Source organism: Staphylococcus sp. 11007852, from assembly GCF_011394325.1.
Classification (GTDB): Bacteria; Bacillota; Bacilli; order Staphylococcales; family Staphylococcaceae; genus Staphylococcus; species Staphylococcus agnetis.
In genome coordinates this window covers 107,473-122,972 of the sequence record NZ_JAANBJ010000022.1, presented here as the reverse complement: position 1 = coordinate 122,972, position 15,500 = coordinate 107,473, and the positions used below count along the sequence as shown (strand labels likewise).

The 15,500-nt window shown below is 36.4% G+C and carries 15 protein-coding genes; 12 read left to right on the top strand and 3 right to left on the bottom strand.

The features are described 5' to 3' along the window. Nucleotides 1-102 precede the first annotated feature (102 nt). On the top strand, nucleotides 103-909 hold the full coding sequence (locus G8Y85_RS06505) for a VOC family protein (RefSeq protein WP_165805592.1): 807 nt from the start codon (nucleotides 103-105) through the stop codon (nucleotides 907-909). Between the two features lie 220 nt (nucleotides 910-1,129). Here G8Y85_RS06505 and G8Y85_RS06500 read toward each other — a convergent pair whose 3' ends face one another. Next, the gene (locus tag G8Y85_RS06500) at nucleotides 1,130-2,635 is read right to left on the bottom strand and encodes a M4 family metallopeptidase (RefSeq protein WP_103346207.1); all 1,506 of its coding nucleotides are present in this window, start codon (nucleotides 2,633-2,635) and stop codon (nucleotides 1,130-1,132) included. 202 nt (nucleotides 2,636-2,837) lie between these two features. On the opposite strand from G8Y85_RS06500, the gene G8Y85_RS06495 reads away from it, so the two are divergent. Then, nucleotides 2,838-3,326, top strand: coding sequence for a GNAT family N-acetyltransferase (locus tag G8Y85_RS06495; RefSeq protein WP_103346206.1), 489 nt, complete (start codon nucleotides 2,838-2,840; stop codon nucleotides 3,324-3,326). A 104-nt stretch (nucleotides 3,327-3,430) separates the two neighbouring features. Here G8Y85_RS06495 and G8Y85_RS06490 read toward each other — a convergent pair whose 3' ends face one another. Further along, nucleotides 3,431-4,333, bottom strand: a complete 903-nt coding sequence (locus tag G8Y85_RS06490) for a TIGR01777 family oxidoreductase (protein WP_103346205.1) — start codon at nucleotides 4,331-4,333, stop codon at nucleotides 3,431-3,433. A gap of 545 nt (nucleotides 4,334-4,878) precedes the next feature. Between G8Y85_RS06490 and G8Y85_RS06485 the strand changes: the two genes are divergently transcribed. Continuing rightward, the gene (locus tag G8Y85_RS06485) at nucleotides 4,879-5,541 is read left to right on the top strand and encodes a DUF4887 domain-containing protein (RefSeq protein WP_107371059.1); all 663 of its coding nucleotides are present in this window, start codon (nucleotides 4,879-4,881) and stop codon (nucleotides 5,539-5,541) included. A 60-nt stretch (nucleotides 5,542-5,601) separates the two neighbouring features. Here the strand turns inward: G8Y85_RS06485 and G8Y85_RS06480 are convergent, their stop codons facing one another. Then, the gene (locus G8Y85_RS06480) at nucleotides 5,602-5,859 is read right to left on the bottom strand and encodes a hypothetical protein (protein WP_060550622.1); all 258 of its coding nucleotides are present in this window, start codon (nucleotides 5,857-5,859) and stop codon (nucleotides 5,602-5,604) included. Between the two features lie 293 nt (nucleotides 5,860-6,152). Here G8Y85_RS06480 and G8Y85_RS06475 point away from each other — a divergent pair, with 293 nt between their 5' ends. From G8Y85_RS06475 to G8Y85_RS06435, 9 genes are all read left to right on the top strand, one after another. Then, entirely contained in the window at nucleotides 6,153-7,169 is a 1,017-nt protein-coding gene (locus G8Y85_RS06475; protein ID WP_037566695.1) for a sugar-binding transcriptional regulator, read from the top strand. A gap of 146 nt (nucleotides 7,170-7,315) precedes the next feature. Beyond that, nucleotides 7,316-8,323: a type I glyceraldehyde-3-phosphate dehydrogenase gene (gap, locus tag G8Y85_RS06470; RefSeq protein ID WP_037566696.1), complete on the top strand. Its 1,008-nt coding sequence runs from the start codon at nucleotides 7,316-7,318 to the stop codon at nucleotides 8,321-8,323. Between the two features lie 191 nt (nucleotides 8,324-8,514). After that, the gene (locus tag G8Y85_RS06465; protein ID WP_060550624.1) at nucleotides 8,515-9,705 is read left to right on the top strand and encodes a phosphoglycerate kinase; all 1,191 of its coding nucleotides are present in this window, start codon (nucleotides 8,515-8,517) and stop codon (nucleotides 9,703-9,705) included. A 61-nt stretch (nucleotides 9,706-9,766) separates the two neighbouring features. Next, nucleotides 9,767-10,528: a triose-phosphate isomerase gene (gene tpiA / locus G8Y85_RS06460; RefSeq protein ID WP_037566700.1), complete on the top strand. Its 762-nt coding sequence runs from the start codon at nucleotides 9,767-9,769 to the stop codon at nucleotides 10,526-10,528. 1 nt (nucleotide 10,529) lies between these two features. Beyond that, entirely contained in the window at nucleotides 10,530-12,050 is a 1,521-nt protein-coding gene (gpmI, locus tag G8Y85_RS06455; RefSeq protein ID WP_037566702.1) for a 2,3-bisphosphoglycerate-independent phosphoglycerate mutase, read from the top strand. Nucleotides 12,051-12,192: 142 nt separating this feature from the next. Then, nucleotides 12,193-13,497: a surface-displayed alpha-enolase gene (eno, locus tag G8Y85_RS06450; RefSeq protein ID WP_037566704.1), complete on the top strand. Its 1,305-nt coding sequence runs from the start codon at nucleotides 12,193-12,195 to the stop codon at nucleotides 13,495-13,497. 313 nt (nucleotides 13,498-13,810) lie between these two features. Next, nucleotides 13,811-14,278 carry a hypothetical protein gene (locus G8Y85_RS06445; RefSeq protein ID WP_060550626.1) on the top strand — a complete coding sequence of 156 codons (468 nt, stop codon included), beginning with the start codon at nucleotides 13,811-13,813 and terminating at the stop codon, nucleotides 14,276-14,278. Between the two features lie 67 nt (nucleotides 14,279-14,345). Then, a complete protein-coding gene (gene secG / locus G8Y85_RS06440) occupies nucleotides 14,346-14,579 on the top strand; it encodes a preprotein translocase subunit SecG (protein WP_037566707.1) in 234 nt (77 codons plus the stop codon). Between the two features lie 152 nt (nucleotides 14,580-14,731). Then, complete coding sequence (locus G8Y85_RS06435; protein ID WP_165805591.1) at nucleotides 14,732-15,472, top strand: alpha/beta hydrolase; 741 nt, start codon at nucleotides 14,732-14,734, stop codon at nucleotides 15,470-15,472. Nucleotides 15,473-15,500 lie beyond the last annotated feature (28 nt).

Below are 15,500 nucleotides of genomic sequence, written 5' to 3'. Positions count from 1 at the left end.
TTTAAGTGCTCGGAGTACTTAAGTCTAAGAGTAATTTGGAGCAATGTAACAGCATATGTGGTATATTTAATATACTTAAATATATTCAAGTGAGGTGTCGAGATGGATTTTCATCATTCTAATCTCATTCATGTCAATCGTATCACTTTAAATGTAAAATCTTTACAAAAACAAAAAAGGTTTTATCATTCCATTTTAGGCATGCCAATCAAACATGAAACCCCAATTCAAATCATCTTTGCTATTGGTGATTGGGGAGATGAATTGGTCTTAAATTTGCTCGAAAATGGCCGTACTGCTGAAAGTAGTGAAGAAGGTTTATTTCATTTAGCATTGTTATTAGACCGTGAGGAACAACTAGGTGCGTTCATAAAACATATGTCTTCACACAACATTCCTATTGGTGGTGGAGATCATTTAGTAAGTCAAGCGGTATATTTTACTGATTTTGAAGGTAATGGGATAGAAGTATATGTGGACAGACCTTTTAATAAATGGGAATGGGTAGATGACATGGTAAAAATGGATACTTTACCACTTAATGTAGAAGATATTTTACATCACGCGGAAGGTACTTTATGGGGAGGTATGAAGACAGGTGCACGCATTGGACATTTACATTTAAAAGCAGCGAATTTAACAGAAGCGCAACAGTTTTATGAAAATGTAGGGTTTCAACTCGTGTCAACTTTCCCGAAGGCGTTATTCATGTCTGATTACCATTATCATCATCATCTTGCTTTAAATAATTGGCAGTCTCATAATAAACGAATTCATTTAAATGAAACGTATGGATTAACATCTTTTAATATTGTTAAACCAGACGCAACTGAAGTGGCATTAACGACGCCTGAAGGTATAGTAATGACTATAAATAGAGCTTCAAAAACAAATGCTGAGACAACTTAATGTCTCAGCATTTGTGCCTTATCAATAGCTGATAGGGCGATAACTTGAATCGAAATTGACGTATGTTGGTGATACATATGTTTTTATCTTTATATACATATTTACAATACATCATCGTTCAAGTAATGATTTCGTTCATATTTATAAATGATGAAGGAGTATTAGGAAAATAGAGAAGTGTATATATTTAAAGTTTCAAACGCAAAAATTCATAAAAGTCTTAAACGCCTACTTCGTTCCACGCTTCAGTAACTTTTTGTTTCGCAGATGCACCATATAAATCTTGTGCTGATTGTTCAAGCGCACGTTTTGCATCAGCAAATTGAGAAGTAGATGTTAAATATTGAGAAAGCGCACGATAGTAGATTTTTTCTGATTTTGATTTACCTAACTTTTGAGTAGTTAAGTATGCAGCTTTGTTCGGAATACCTGAGTTAATATGAACGCCACCATTATCGTAGCGGACATGTTTATAATCTCTCATATGTGCTGGTTGATTGAATTTTGTTGGGTCGCTAAAACTACGGAAAGCTTTGTTAGGACCAGGATTGATGTATGCATCCTCACCTAATAACGTATCTTCAAAATCAATAAAGTAAGCAAATACATCTGAAAAACTTTCGTTTAATGCACCTGGTTGATCTTGATAAACTAAAGCAGCAGTTTCTTGTGTCACGCCATGTGTGATTTCGTGTGCAATAATATCATCAGCAGCAGCTAAACTATGCATTTCACGACCATCACCATCACCGTAAATCATTTTATCACCTAACCAAGCAGCGTTTGTACTATTATCTTCACCTTGGAAAGTATTTACGTGTGTAATAGAAGCAATCGGACTACCTTTGTCATCATAAGAATCTCTGTTGTGAACATTCTTATAGTAATCATAAACCTTACCTGCATAATAGTTTGCATCTACCCCAGCTTTTTGATCATTTGCATCAAATGTACGATCTCTGTCTGTAATTAAGTTTGCAGTATCAGTAGCTTGATTATAACTATATGCAGATAATACACCGTTACGTGTAACATCTTCTAATGTGTAACCGCCTGATGTTGAATTAATATTAATTTGCTTGCGATCGTTACGGACACCCACTCCCGTACCTGTTGCAGCAGCATGTTTGATTAAGTCTTGCTTTTCAACAACTTGACCTGTTTTAGCATCGATTTGTACTTTCCAGTGCGATGGTTGAGGATCAATTGTTGTGATTTCGACTTCATAAACAAACTTGTTTTCATCACCATTGATGACAACTTCATTAGATTTTACAACTTCGTCTTTACCATTTTTTACTTCGCTACGATTTAATTTTACCGCTTTGAAAGCATCATTTACAGCATCCTCTTTGCTTAGCGAAACGTCATTTTTAGGTTTAACTTCCGGTGCTTTAACTTCACCGTTCACCATTACCACTTTACCTTTAGGATCGACGTGAACTTTTACTTCACGGTCTTTCGCAATGTGATTTTTCACTTTAGGATACAGTGTGTAATGCGTGTAACCCATGTCATCCTTTTGTTCTTTTTCAATGCTGTAATACTTGTTGTAATTTTTAATGCCTTTGTCTGGTGCTATTTGCTTGAGCGCTTTCATCACGTCAGATTTATTTTTGACAGTGATTTGGTCGGTAGGTGCTACAGACTCAGCCCCAGCAGTTGGTGTGTAGACGGTACCTAAAAGAGATAAAGATAATGCACAAATTCCAAGTTTTTGATACATTTAAAAACCTCCTAATTAAAAGATAATTTTATTATATCATAAATGAGGGAATAAATAATAAACATATTTTAAGATAAAAAATTGTTTCACATACTATGGTTTCCCATAATACAATATATCTAAAGGGCATGAGGCGGTATGATAGCACTTAATATATTATTTATTCAAAATTATTAGAAAATTTAGCGAATGAGGTATTTTTATGATTAGAGAAGCAACGATAGGGGATATTCCAGCAATAACTGAAATTTACAATGATGCCATCATCAATACGACGGCAGTTTATACATATCATGAAACCACAGTAGAAGAACGTGAAAAGTGGTTTGAGAATAAAGTGAATGCTCAGTGGCCAATATGGGTTTTTGACATAGATGGTAATGTGGCAGGATTTGCCACTTATGGTACATTTAGAAATTGGCCGGGATATCAATATACGGTAGAACATTCAATATATGTTAGTACATCTTACCGGAGACAACGCATTGCCTCGCAACTGCTTGAATACATGATAAAAGATGCAACGCATAAGGGGTTTAAAACGATGATTGCGGGTATTGATGCTGCGAACCAAGGAAGTATTCATCTGCATGAAACATACGGTTTTGAAGCGGCTGGCACACTCAAGCAAGTCGGTTATAAATTTAATCGATGGTTAGACCTAACATTTTACCAATTATTATTAAAATGACAACACATAAGTTTGATTTTAAATGAGTATATAATAAAAAAACGTCTTCAGAGTAAATGGTTTTACCTTTGAAGACGTCATTCATTTAAGCGTTGTATGACAAGCTAGTTTTGATAAATAGCTTGAAGTGCGGAATTTAATTCAGGATATTCAAATTTAAAACCTAACATTTGTATACGTTCAGGTACCATATATTGCGTATCTAAAATAAGTGTCGACATTTCGCCTAACATGACACGCAACATAAAACCGGGAACGCGTGTATAATGCGGTCGATGTAATGCGCGACCTAACGCAATACCAAAATCATTTTGTGTTTCTGGAAGTGGGGCATTGAGATTATAAACACCTTGAGCGTCAGGATGCTTAATTAAGAATAGAATGCTTTGTACTAAATCATTGAGATGAATCCATGAATACCATTGCTTACCATCGCCTACTTTACCACCGACACCATATTGGTATGGCAGAGCCATCATCGGTAATGCACCACCTTGATCGGATAATATTAATCCGAAACGACCTTTAATCACACGAGTGCCTAACGTTGAAAAATGATCAGCTTCACGTTCCCACTGATAGACAATCTCAGATAAAAAATCATGGGGTAAGGTTTTATAGTTTTCGGTGTAAGCATCTTTTTTGGATGGTGGATAGTAGCCCATGGCACTGGCATTAAATAAGATGTTTGGTTGATGCGTTCGATTTTCAAATAACTCAAATAATGCATGTGTAGCTTGAATGCGACTGGTCATCATAAGTTGCTTGTGCGCGTCCGTCCAACGTTTGTTTAAGCTAGCACCTGCAAGATTAATCACAATATCAATATCAGGTACTTGGTCTTCCCACTGTACTTTTTGCCAGTTAATATATGTCACGCGTGGATGTTCAGATGTTCGAGCAGAACGCGTTAAAATATAAATAATATTATCCGTTGCTTTCAAAAGTTCATCCACAAGATGCCGGCCCACTAAACCGGTGCCTCCTGAAATTAAAATGTTTGTCATAATATCCCTCCGTTTCATGTCGTTCATAAAGAGGTCAAAAATCTGTCAAGAATCTATCAAAAAAATGGCGTTTGACTATGTTTATTTTTTCACAAACTACGTTATAATAAAAGTGCCTTCGATAAATTGGTTAATTAACCCATCTCTTAGTTAGCGTATACCCCATAATATACGACGAAGGTTTAACTCCCTTTAGTTAAGAAAGGCCAGAATGATGCAGCATTCTGGTCTTACCTTTTTTTATTAAAGAAATTTGAGATTAACTTAATGACTACCACTCGAATAATCATACGTAAAATAGATTTCAACATGTAAACCCCCTAATTACCAATCTGTCCTAGTCTTTATGTTCCTTATTTTTACCAAAATTAAACGCAGATTAAGAAATAAATGATGTAAGTCTAAAAGGTAAACGTTTATTTTTATTTTTTACTGGAGAGTTGTTATAATGAATCATACTGAAAATATAAATAGGCGGTCTGTAATTAACAAAAATATTCTAAGTCATCACATGTCATGTCAGTATTAAAAAGTGAGGTTAGATTATGGGGTTAAACAACCAACAAATTCCTTCGCATAATGATGGGAATCAAAAGAAAAAAGTAGCTACAGGTTGTTTGAGTATACTGATCATATTGTTATTGATCGGAGGTTTAATTTTTGCAATATTTGCTTTTGTAGATCAATCACACAAAGGTAATGAGCGTCTTCATGACAAGTCTGTGGAGGAACAACAAAAGAAAAAAGAGGCTGAAAAAGAAAAAGCGCGCCAACAACGTGTAAAAGAAAAAAGGGAACGAGAGGCAAGTTTAGAACAACAACAAGCGATACAAGCATCACTTGAGCAAGAACGACAAGCTTCACTTGAGCAACAGAGATTAGCCTCTATCGAAGCGGCGCAACGAGCGAACAGTAAACCAAAGACGACTGAGCAACCTACGAAAGAAGATAAAAAGCCACAAGAAAAACCTTCATCAGAAGAAAAACCACCTTCAACAGAAGAGAAGCCCACTCAAGAACATACAAATGAGCCACCATCAACAGCTGAACCTTCTACAGAAAACAAGTCACCTCAGCCATCTACTGAAACTAGACGGTCAACTGAGACAAGTCATAATGGCTCACGACAAACAACGACAAGAGAGACATCGAACGAACAAGCACATACACGTTCAACAACGACGACAACACAATCAGCAAAACCATAACAATATGAGAAATCCCATTGAGCACATGTTTAATGAAATAACAGTGCCCAATGGGATTTTTTATGATAAAAACATATTTAATAATAGGGTGAGGATGATGGACAATATAATTGAGAAAAGGCACCCTGGAAAACACCCAGGCGTACATCCATAAGAACGATAATAGATATGTCTACCATTTCTCTCGGAATCTTGATATCGATGATTATAAAAATCGCGGTCTTGATGTTGACCATTTTGGCGGTTAAAATCTTCAGGCTTTCTATATCGAGGGTCATCAGGATCTATAACTTCGGGCTTATCATCAGAATATCTCATTTAGAACCTCCTTCATATGAAACGATTATACACGTAAATCACATACCCGTTCATCTTTAACTACATACATAAATTGAAAATACTATTAAATTTAGCATAATATCACTTTGTTTGGGACGTTATAAGTCCAACCAATTTCGAAGTGGGATTGTTTTTGACTTGCATTTTTGTTTAAACCATAGTATGATGAAAAATGTAAACAGGTTATATTTTTTTGTGACGCATGGGACTGAATTTGTCAACGCTTGGCTTTTACACGACCATCCTGTTTCACTAATAAGGAGGCATGCCTCTTGAAAAACATCATTCAAGTGCAGCAAAAGATTGTTCCTGATTTGGTAGACAAGATGTATCGGCGTTTTTCAATTTTAAGCACCATCCAAAAGTATCAACCTGTTGGACGTCGGACACTTAGTGATAAATTAAATCTTACTGAACGTGTCTTACGTTCTGAAACCGATCTTTTAAAAGCTCAAGATTTAATTTCGGTCAAATCAACAGGAATGACATTAACTCATGTTGGTATCGACGTATTGAGTGAACTCAATGTCTACTTTAACAATTACACAGACTACCACAGTTTAGCGAAACAAATTAAAGATTTGTATCAAATCAAGGAAGTACACGTGGTGCCTGGCAACAGTGATAAAGATTTGAGTGTTAAGGTAGAAATCGGACGCATAGCAGGTCAGCTGTTAGAAAAACAATTATATAATGATGCAATTGTCGCTGTAACAGGTGGATCTACCATGGCATCTGTTAGTGATGCGATGTCACCATTACCCTTTGATGTATTGTTTGTACCAGCACGAGGCGGTCTTGGTGAAAATGTAGTGTTCCAAGCAAATACAATTTGTTCGACTATGGCTCATCGTACAGGCGGTAGTTATACGACACTGTATGTACCTGATAATGTGAGCGAACTTACTTATCAAAATTTACTTAAAGAACCTGCAGTGATACAAACATTAGAGAAAATTAAAGATTCACAAATAACAATTCATGGTATCGGTGATGCGCTGAAAATGGCTAAGAGAAGACAATCTTCGCCAGAAGTAATAGAGAAACTTCAACATCATAATGCCGTAGGTGAAGCATTTGGTTATTACTTTGATGAACATGGCCAGATTATTCACAAAGTAAATACAATTGGACTTCAACTAGAAGAAGTTCGTCTGAAAGAGCATAATTTTGCTGTGGCAGGAGGTTGTTCGAAAGGTAATGCAATGAAGGCTTACCTTAAGATCGCTCCTAAAAACACTGTTTTGATTACAGATGAAGAAGCAGCAAAAATGATTGTTGAGCAATAATTATTAAAATAAGTAAAAAGTGGTTTATAAATCATGCTGAATTGAGCTTGTTTTCAAGACTTCAATGAAAGTACTGTTTCAGAGAGACAAGTCTAACAGTCGGGGCATATAACACTTTTTAAATATCATTAAAGGAGGCCATTAACATGGCAGTAAAAGTAGCAATTAACGGATTTGGTAGAATTGGTCGTTTAGCATTTAGAAGAATTCAAGACGTAGAAAACATTGAGGTAGTAGCTGTCAATGATTTAACTGACGACGACATGCTTGCACACTTATTAAAGTATGATACTATGCAAGGACGTTTTACTGAAGAAGTAGATGTAATTGATGGTGGTTTCCGCGTAAATGGTAAAGAAGTGAAATCATTCTCTGAACCAGAACCATCTAAATTACCTTGGAAAGATTTAGAAGTAGATGTTGTATTAGAATGTACTGGTTTCTTCACATCTAAAGAAAAAGCTGAAGCACACATCGAAGCTGGTGCTAAAAAAGTTTTAATTTCAGCTCCAGGTACTGGCGATCTTAAAACAATCGTATATAACGTTAACCATGAAGAATTAGACGGTTCAGAAACAGTTGTTTCAGGTGCATCTTGTACTACAAACTCATTAGCACCAGTAGCGAAAACATTACACGATGAATTTGGCATCGTTGAAGGTTTAATGACTACGATTCACGCTTACACAGGTGACCAAAATACACAAGACTCACCTCACAGAAAAGGTGACAAACGTCGTGCACGTGCAGCAGCTGAAAACATCATCCCTAACTCAACTGGTGCTGCAAAAGCAATCGGTTTAGTTATTCCAGAAATCGCTGGTAAATTAGATGGTGGGGCACAACGTGTACCAGTTGCTACAGGTTCATTAACAGAATTAACTGTTGTTTTAGAAAAAGAAGTTTCTGTTGAAGAAGTAAACAATGCTATGAAAAATGCAACGAATGAATCATTCGGTTACACTGAAGATGAAATCGTATCTTCTGACGTTGTAGGTATGACATTTGGTGCATTATTCGACGCAACTCAAACACGCGTTATGACTGTTGGCGATCGTCAATTAGTTAAAGTTGCATCTTGGTATGACAATGAAATGTCATATACAGCACAATTAGTTCGTACATTAGAATATTTAGCAAGTCATGCTAAATAATTAGATTTATAATATACTAAAAGGGGTAGGACTTACGCGTTTAAATTGCGTTTGCCACTCTCTTAACTGGTATAAGTTAAGCAAGTATTAAATGTACGTGCTTCTAACTGAAATTTAGCTTATAGTAAGCGGAGGAGCACAACGCTTCTCCGCTTATTTTAAAATAACGAGTGTTTTTGAGGAGGATTTTTATGGCTAAAAAAGATGTAACAGATGTTTCGTTAAAAGGTAAAGTTGTCTTAGTTCGTGCAGACTTCAATGTGCCAATGAAAGATGGAGAAATTACGAATGATAACCGTATTGTCCAAGCTTTGCCAACGTTAGAATATATTATTGAACAAGGTGGTAAAATTGTAGTTTTCTCTCACTTAGGTAAAGTTAAAGAAGAAAGCGACAAAGAAAAGTTAACATTGGCCCCTGTAGCGAAAAGATTATCTGAAAAGTTAAATAAAGATGTTACGTTTATTCCTGAAACACGTGGTGAAAAATTAGAAACAGCGATCAAAGAACTTAATGACGGAGATGTCTTAATGTTTGAAAATACGCGTTTCGAAGATTTAGATGGTAAGAAAGAATCGAAAAATGATAGCGAACTTGGTAAATACTGGGCATCATTAGGTGACATTTTCGTTAATGATGCATTTGGTACAGCACACCGTGAACATGCGTCTAACGTAGGGATTTCAACACATTTAGAAACAGTCGCTGGTTTCTTAATGGAAAAAGAAATCAAATTTATCGGTGGCGTTGTCGAAAATCCAGACAAACCAGTTGTTGCGATTCTAGGTGGCGCTAAAGTTTCAGACAAAATTGGCGTTATTGAAAACTTACTTAAAATTGCCGATAAAGTACTTATCGGTGGTGGTATGGCTTATACATTCTTAAAAGCGCAAGGTAAAGAAATTGGTTTATCACTTTTAGAAGCTGATAAAATTGATTTCGCTAAAGATTTACTTGACCGTGCTGGCGATCAAATTGTCTTACCAGTAGACGGTAAAGTAGCTAAGGAATTTTCTAATGATGCGGCTATTTCAACAGTGTCTATTGATGACATTCCAGTTGATCAAGAAGCAATGGATATTGGACCTGAAACAGTTGAATTATTTAAAAAACAACTTGAAGGTGCACACACTGTTGTATGGAATGGACCGATGGGCGTCTTTGAATTTAGTAACTTTGCGCAAGGTACAATAGGTGTATGTGAAGCGATTGCTGAATTAAAAGATGCTACGACAATTATCGGTGGAGGAGATTCAGCAGCTGCTGCAATGCAATTAGGATTTGAAAAAGACTTTACACACATTTCTACGGGCGGCGGTGCGTCTCTAGAATACTTAGAAGGTAAAGAATTACCAGGTATTAAAGCAATTGCAAATAAGTAACAAAAATATAGAAGTATTCAAGACATATTTAATGTCTTGAATACTTATAGGAGTGTTTTAATTGAGAAAACCAATTATTGCAGGTAACTGGAAAATGAACAAAACAGTTGCAGAAGCAAAAGATTTTGTTAATGCGTTACCAGCATTACCAGATACGAATGAAGTAGAGGCAGTAATTTGTGCGCCTACAATTCAATTAGACGCATTAATTTCGTTAACAAAAGAAGGTGTTGCGCCTGGTTTGAAAATTGGAGCGCAAAATACATTTTATGAAGAAAGTGGTGCGTTTACTGGTGAAACATCGCCTGTTGCGCTTCAAGATTTAGGTGTGAGCTACGTTGTGATTGGTCACTCTGAACGTCGTGATATCTTCCATGAAACAGATGAGGATATTAACAAAAAAGCACATGCTGTTTTCAATCATGGTATGACACCAATTATTTGTGTTGGTGAAAGTGATGAAGAACGTGAAAATGGCAAAGCCAACGATGTTGTTGAAGGCCAAGTTGAAAAAGCACTTGAAGGTTTATCTGACGACCAAGTGAAAAAAGTAGTGATTGCCTATGAACCAATTTGGGCTATCGGTACTGGTAAATCATCTACAGCTAAAGATGCTAACGAAATGTGTGCTGCGGTACGTCAAAAAATCGCAAAATTGACGAATGAAGATGTCGCAGAAGCCGTACGTATCCAATATGGCGGTAGCGTTAAACCAAACAACATTAAAGAATACATGGCTGAAACTGATATCGATGGTGCTTTAGTCGGCGGCGCTTCATTAAAAGTAGACGACTACGTTCAATTGTTAGAAGGTGCGAAATAATATGGCAAAAAAACCAACAGCACTTATTATCTTAGATGGCTTTGCGAATAGAGATGAAGTCCACGGTAACGCTGTTAAACAAGCGCATAAACCTAATTTTGATCGCTATTATGAAAAGTATCCAACTACACAAATCGAAGCGAGTGGTCTAGATGTTGGTCTACCAGAAGGTCAAATGGGTAACTCTGAGGTAGGTCACATGAATATCGGTGCGGGACGTATCGTGTACCAAAGCTTAACACGTATTAACAAATCGATTGAAGATGGTGACTTTTACGATAACGATGTTTTAAATCGTGCAATTGATCACGCACTTCAACACCAATCAGCGCTTCATGTGTTTGGATTACTATCTGATGGTGGGGTACACAGTCACTATCAACATCTATTTGCTATTTTAAAACTTGCGAAGAAAAAAGGTTTAGATAAAGTGTATGTCCATGCCTTTTTAGATGGACGCGATGTTGATCAAAAATCAGCGCTTATTTATATTGATGAAACTGAACAACAATTCAAAGAAATTGGTGTCGGTCAATTTGCCTCTGTAGCAGGACGTTATTACGCGATGGATAGAGATAAACGTTGGGATCGTGAGCAAAAAGCATATGATGCTATCCGAGCATTTGATTCAGCACCACGCTATGCCTCAGCGCGTGAAGGTGTAGAAGCAAACTATGCTGAAGACTTAACAGATGAATTTATCGTTCCATTTGTTGTTGAAAATCAAAATAACGGTGTGAATGATGGAGATGCAGTAATATTCTATAACTTCCGTCCAGACCGTGCAGGCCAACTTTCTGAAATCTTTACTGATAAAGCATTTAATGGTTTTAAAGTAGAACGTGTCAACGATTTATTCTATGCAACGTTTACTAAATACAATGATAATGTAGATGCAGAAATTGTCTTTGAAAAAGTAGATTTAACGAATACAATCGGTGAAGTGGCGCAAGACAATGGTTTAACACAATTGCGTATCGCTGAAACTGAAAAATATCCTCATGTAACGTACTTTATGAATGGTGGACAAAATGAAGAGTTCAAAGGTGAACGTCGTCGTTTAATTAACTCACCTAAAGTAGCGACTTATGACTTGAAACCTGAAATGAGTGCGTATGAAGTTAAAGATGCATTACTTGAAGAATTAGCAAAAGGTGACCTTGATTTAATCATTCTTAACTTTGCGAACCCAGATATGGTAGGGCATAGTGGTATGTTAGAACCTACCATTAAAGCGATCGAAGCGGTAGATGAATGTCTTGGCGCTGTTGTAGATAAAATTTTAGAAATGGATGGTTATGCGATTATTACAGCGGACCACGGTAACTCAGATGAAGTATTAACGGATGATGATCAACCGATGACAACGCATACGACGAATCCAGTTCCAGTGATTGTGACGAAGGAAGGCGTAGAATTACGTGAAACAGGTCGTTTAGGTGATCTTGCGCCAACGTTACTTGATTTATTGAATTTAAAACAACCTGCTGAAATGACAGGTGAAAGCTTAATCAAGCATTAAAATAGTTGAGTCCATTTGAAAACCAGTTATAATGAAGATGAACTCATGTAACCAGTTTTGTAATAGGGCGTGGCGCTCTGTCAAAGCCCTGTTGCAACACTGTTATGGTTAAATACTATCATGAAAAAGGAGATTTAATATTATGCCAATTATTACGGATGTTTATGCTCGCGAGGTACTTGATTCACGTGGGAACCCAACAGTAGAGGTTGAAGTTTTAACAGAAAGTGGTGCGTTTGGTCGTGCTTTAGTACCATCAGGTGCATCAACAGGTGAACATGAAGCTGTTGAATTACGTGATGGCGACAGTGAACGCTACCTTGGTAAAGGTGTTGAAAAAGCTGTTGAAAACGTTAATGAAATCATCGCTCCAGAAATTATTGAAGGTGAATTCTCAGCTTTAGAACAAGTTTCAATCGATAAAATGATGATTCAATTAGATGGCACTGCGAACAAAGGTAAATTAGGTGCAAATGCAATTTTAGGTGTTTCTATTGCCGTAGCACGTGCAGCTGCTGATTTCTTAGGTCAACCTTTATACAAATATTTAGGTGGCTTCAACTCAACAGTACTACCTACACCAATGATGAACATCGTTAATGGTGGTTCGCATTCTGATGCACCAATCGCATTCCAAGAGTTCATGATTTTACCTGTAGGTGCAGACAGTTTTAAAGAAGCATTACGCTGGGGTGCAGAAGTATTCCATGCATTGGCTAAAATCTTAAAATCTCGTGGTTTAGTAACAGCAGTAGGTGATGAAGGTGGTTTCGCTCCTAAATTCGAAGGTACTGAAGACGGAGTAGAAACAATCATTGAAGCCATTAAAAAAGCAGGTTACGAGCCAGGTAAAGACATTTTCTTAGGATTCGACTGTGCATCTTCTGAATTCTATGAAAATGGCGTATACGATTACACGAAATTCGAAGGCGATAAAGGTGCTAAACGTACTGCTAAAGAACAAGTGGATTACTTAGAAGAATTAGTTAATAAATATCCTATCATCTCTATCGAAGACGGTATGGATGAAAATGACTGGGAAGGTTGGAAGCTATTAACTGAGCGTATCGGTGACCGCGTACAACTAGTTGGTGACGATTTATTCGTTACGAATACTGAAATTCTTGCTAAAGGTATCGACAACAATATCGGTAACTCTATCTTAATTAAAGTAAACCAAATCGGTACTTTAACTGAAACGTTTGAAGCAATTGAAATGGCTCAAAAAGCTGGCTACACTGCAGTAGTATCACACCGTTCAGGTGAAACAGAAGATACTACAATTGCTGATATCGCTGTTGCGACAAATGCTGGTCAAATTAAAACAGGTTCATTATCTCGTACAGATCGTATTGCGAAATACAACCAATTATTACGCATTGAAGATGAACTTTATGAAACAGCTAAATATGAAGGTTTAAAATCATTTTATAACTTAGATAAATAAGTTTAAAGTTGGTTCACAAAACTACGTTTATCTAACTCAAGCCCTTGAGATTCTCGTTTATGATGAATCTTAAGGGCTTTTCTAATCCTCAGTATCGAAGTTTTATGGTTTGTGATCGTTTAATTGCTATTCATCATCTTTTAATGTTGAAAGTCATATGATAATGCGCATGACAATACTGTCATTTTAAGGTGTTTAAGAAGTGAGTTTGTGTAGTAGCTTGAAGTTGATGATATAAATGATGCGTCATTTCATTGAACGTTTTAACCTGATATAATGATGATAAGTGAATATTAAAAAGGAGCACATTTATATGGATCAAAATTTATCAAGTGACGCACGTGCGACCCATACAGGTCGTCTGCTTGCATATATTTCATTTTTATTTGCGGTGTGTCTTGTAATTCATCAAGTTGTAATCGTTGACGGTCAAGTGATTAGTTATATGTTAGAACACTCTGGTAATCAAATATCGCAAAATGCAATCAATGCGATTAATAATAGCTTAAGGTATACAGGTATTTTATATATTTTGGCCTATTCTGCTGGTGTTGTAGCAATTAAATATCAACATCCATATTTATGGTGGTTTATGGTTGCTGTTTTTATATCACAACTATTTAACGCATTACTTAATCCACCTATTTTATATACAGCTATTTTTAATGTGAAAGGGTTCTTTGCGTTAATCCCATACATCATTGTATGCATTGGCTCACTCATTTTAGCTGTTTTTATGATAATCGTGAGTATAAAGCGTAAATCAACGTTCAATCGTTAATGAAAGTTGTGTAAAGGCCCTAAATGTGGTAGAATACCTTCGTATATGATGAATGGAGGACAATCTGATGCACACATTTTTTGTTGTATTACTAATTATTGACTGTATCGCACTCATCACAGTTGTTTTATTACAAGAAGGTAAAAGTAATGGCTTATCAGGTGCCATCAGTGGTGGAGCTGAACAGTTATTTGGTAAACAAAAACAACGTGGTGTAGATTTATTTTTGCATAGATTGACAATTGTACTTTCAATTATTTTCTTTGTATTAATGTTAGGTATCAGTTACTTTAATTTATAAGTCTGACGGTAAACGTTAAAAATAGAGTTAACAATTTCGACCGTTTAGAAAATCTAAGTCCGACAGTTGATAAGTCGGGCTTTTTTATTTGTAGCGCCACTGTCGAAACTATAAAATAGAACTAGATGTGACTTGAAAGGACGGAATGATGAATGAAAATTCAATTACCAAAGCCTTTCTTATTTGAAGAAGGCAAACGTGCAGTGTTGTTATTACATGGTTTTACAGGGAATAGTTCTGATGTAAGACAACTCGGGCGTTTTTTACAAAAAAAAGGATATACGTCTTACGCACCTCACTACGAAGGGCATGCAGCACCGCCAGAAGAAATTTTGAAGTCGAGTCCACATGTATGGTATAAAGATGCATTGGATGGTTACGATTATTTGGTGGAACAAGGTTATGATGAAATTGCGGTTGCAGGTTTGTCCCTTGGTGGCGTTTTTGCACTAAAATTAAGCTTAAACCGTGATGTTAAGGGAATTGTGACGATGTGTTCGCCGATGTACATTAAAACTGAAGGGTCAATGTACAAAGGGGTATTAGAGTATGCACGCCAATTCAAAAAATATGAAGGCAAAGATGAAGCCACGATAGAAAGAGAAATGCAAGCCTTTCAACCAACGAGTACGTTACGTGAATTACAAGATACGATTCAAGGTGTGAGAGATCACGTTGAAGACGTTATCGAACCGCTCCTCGTGATCCAATCTGAACATGATGAAATGATTAATACAGATTCAGCCAATATTATTTATAATGAAGCAGCATCAGAGGATAAACATTTATCATGGTACAAAAATTCAGGCCACGTAATCACGATTGATAAAGAAAAAGAAGCAGTATTTGAGGAAGTGTATCAATTTTTAGAATCACTAGATTGGACGGAATAGTCATTTAGCATATTAAAGAGAAAGGAGG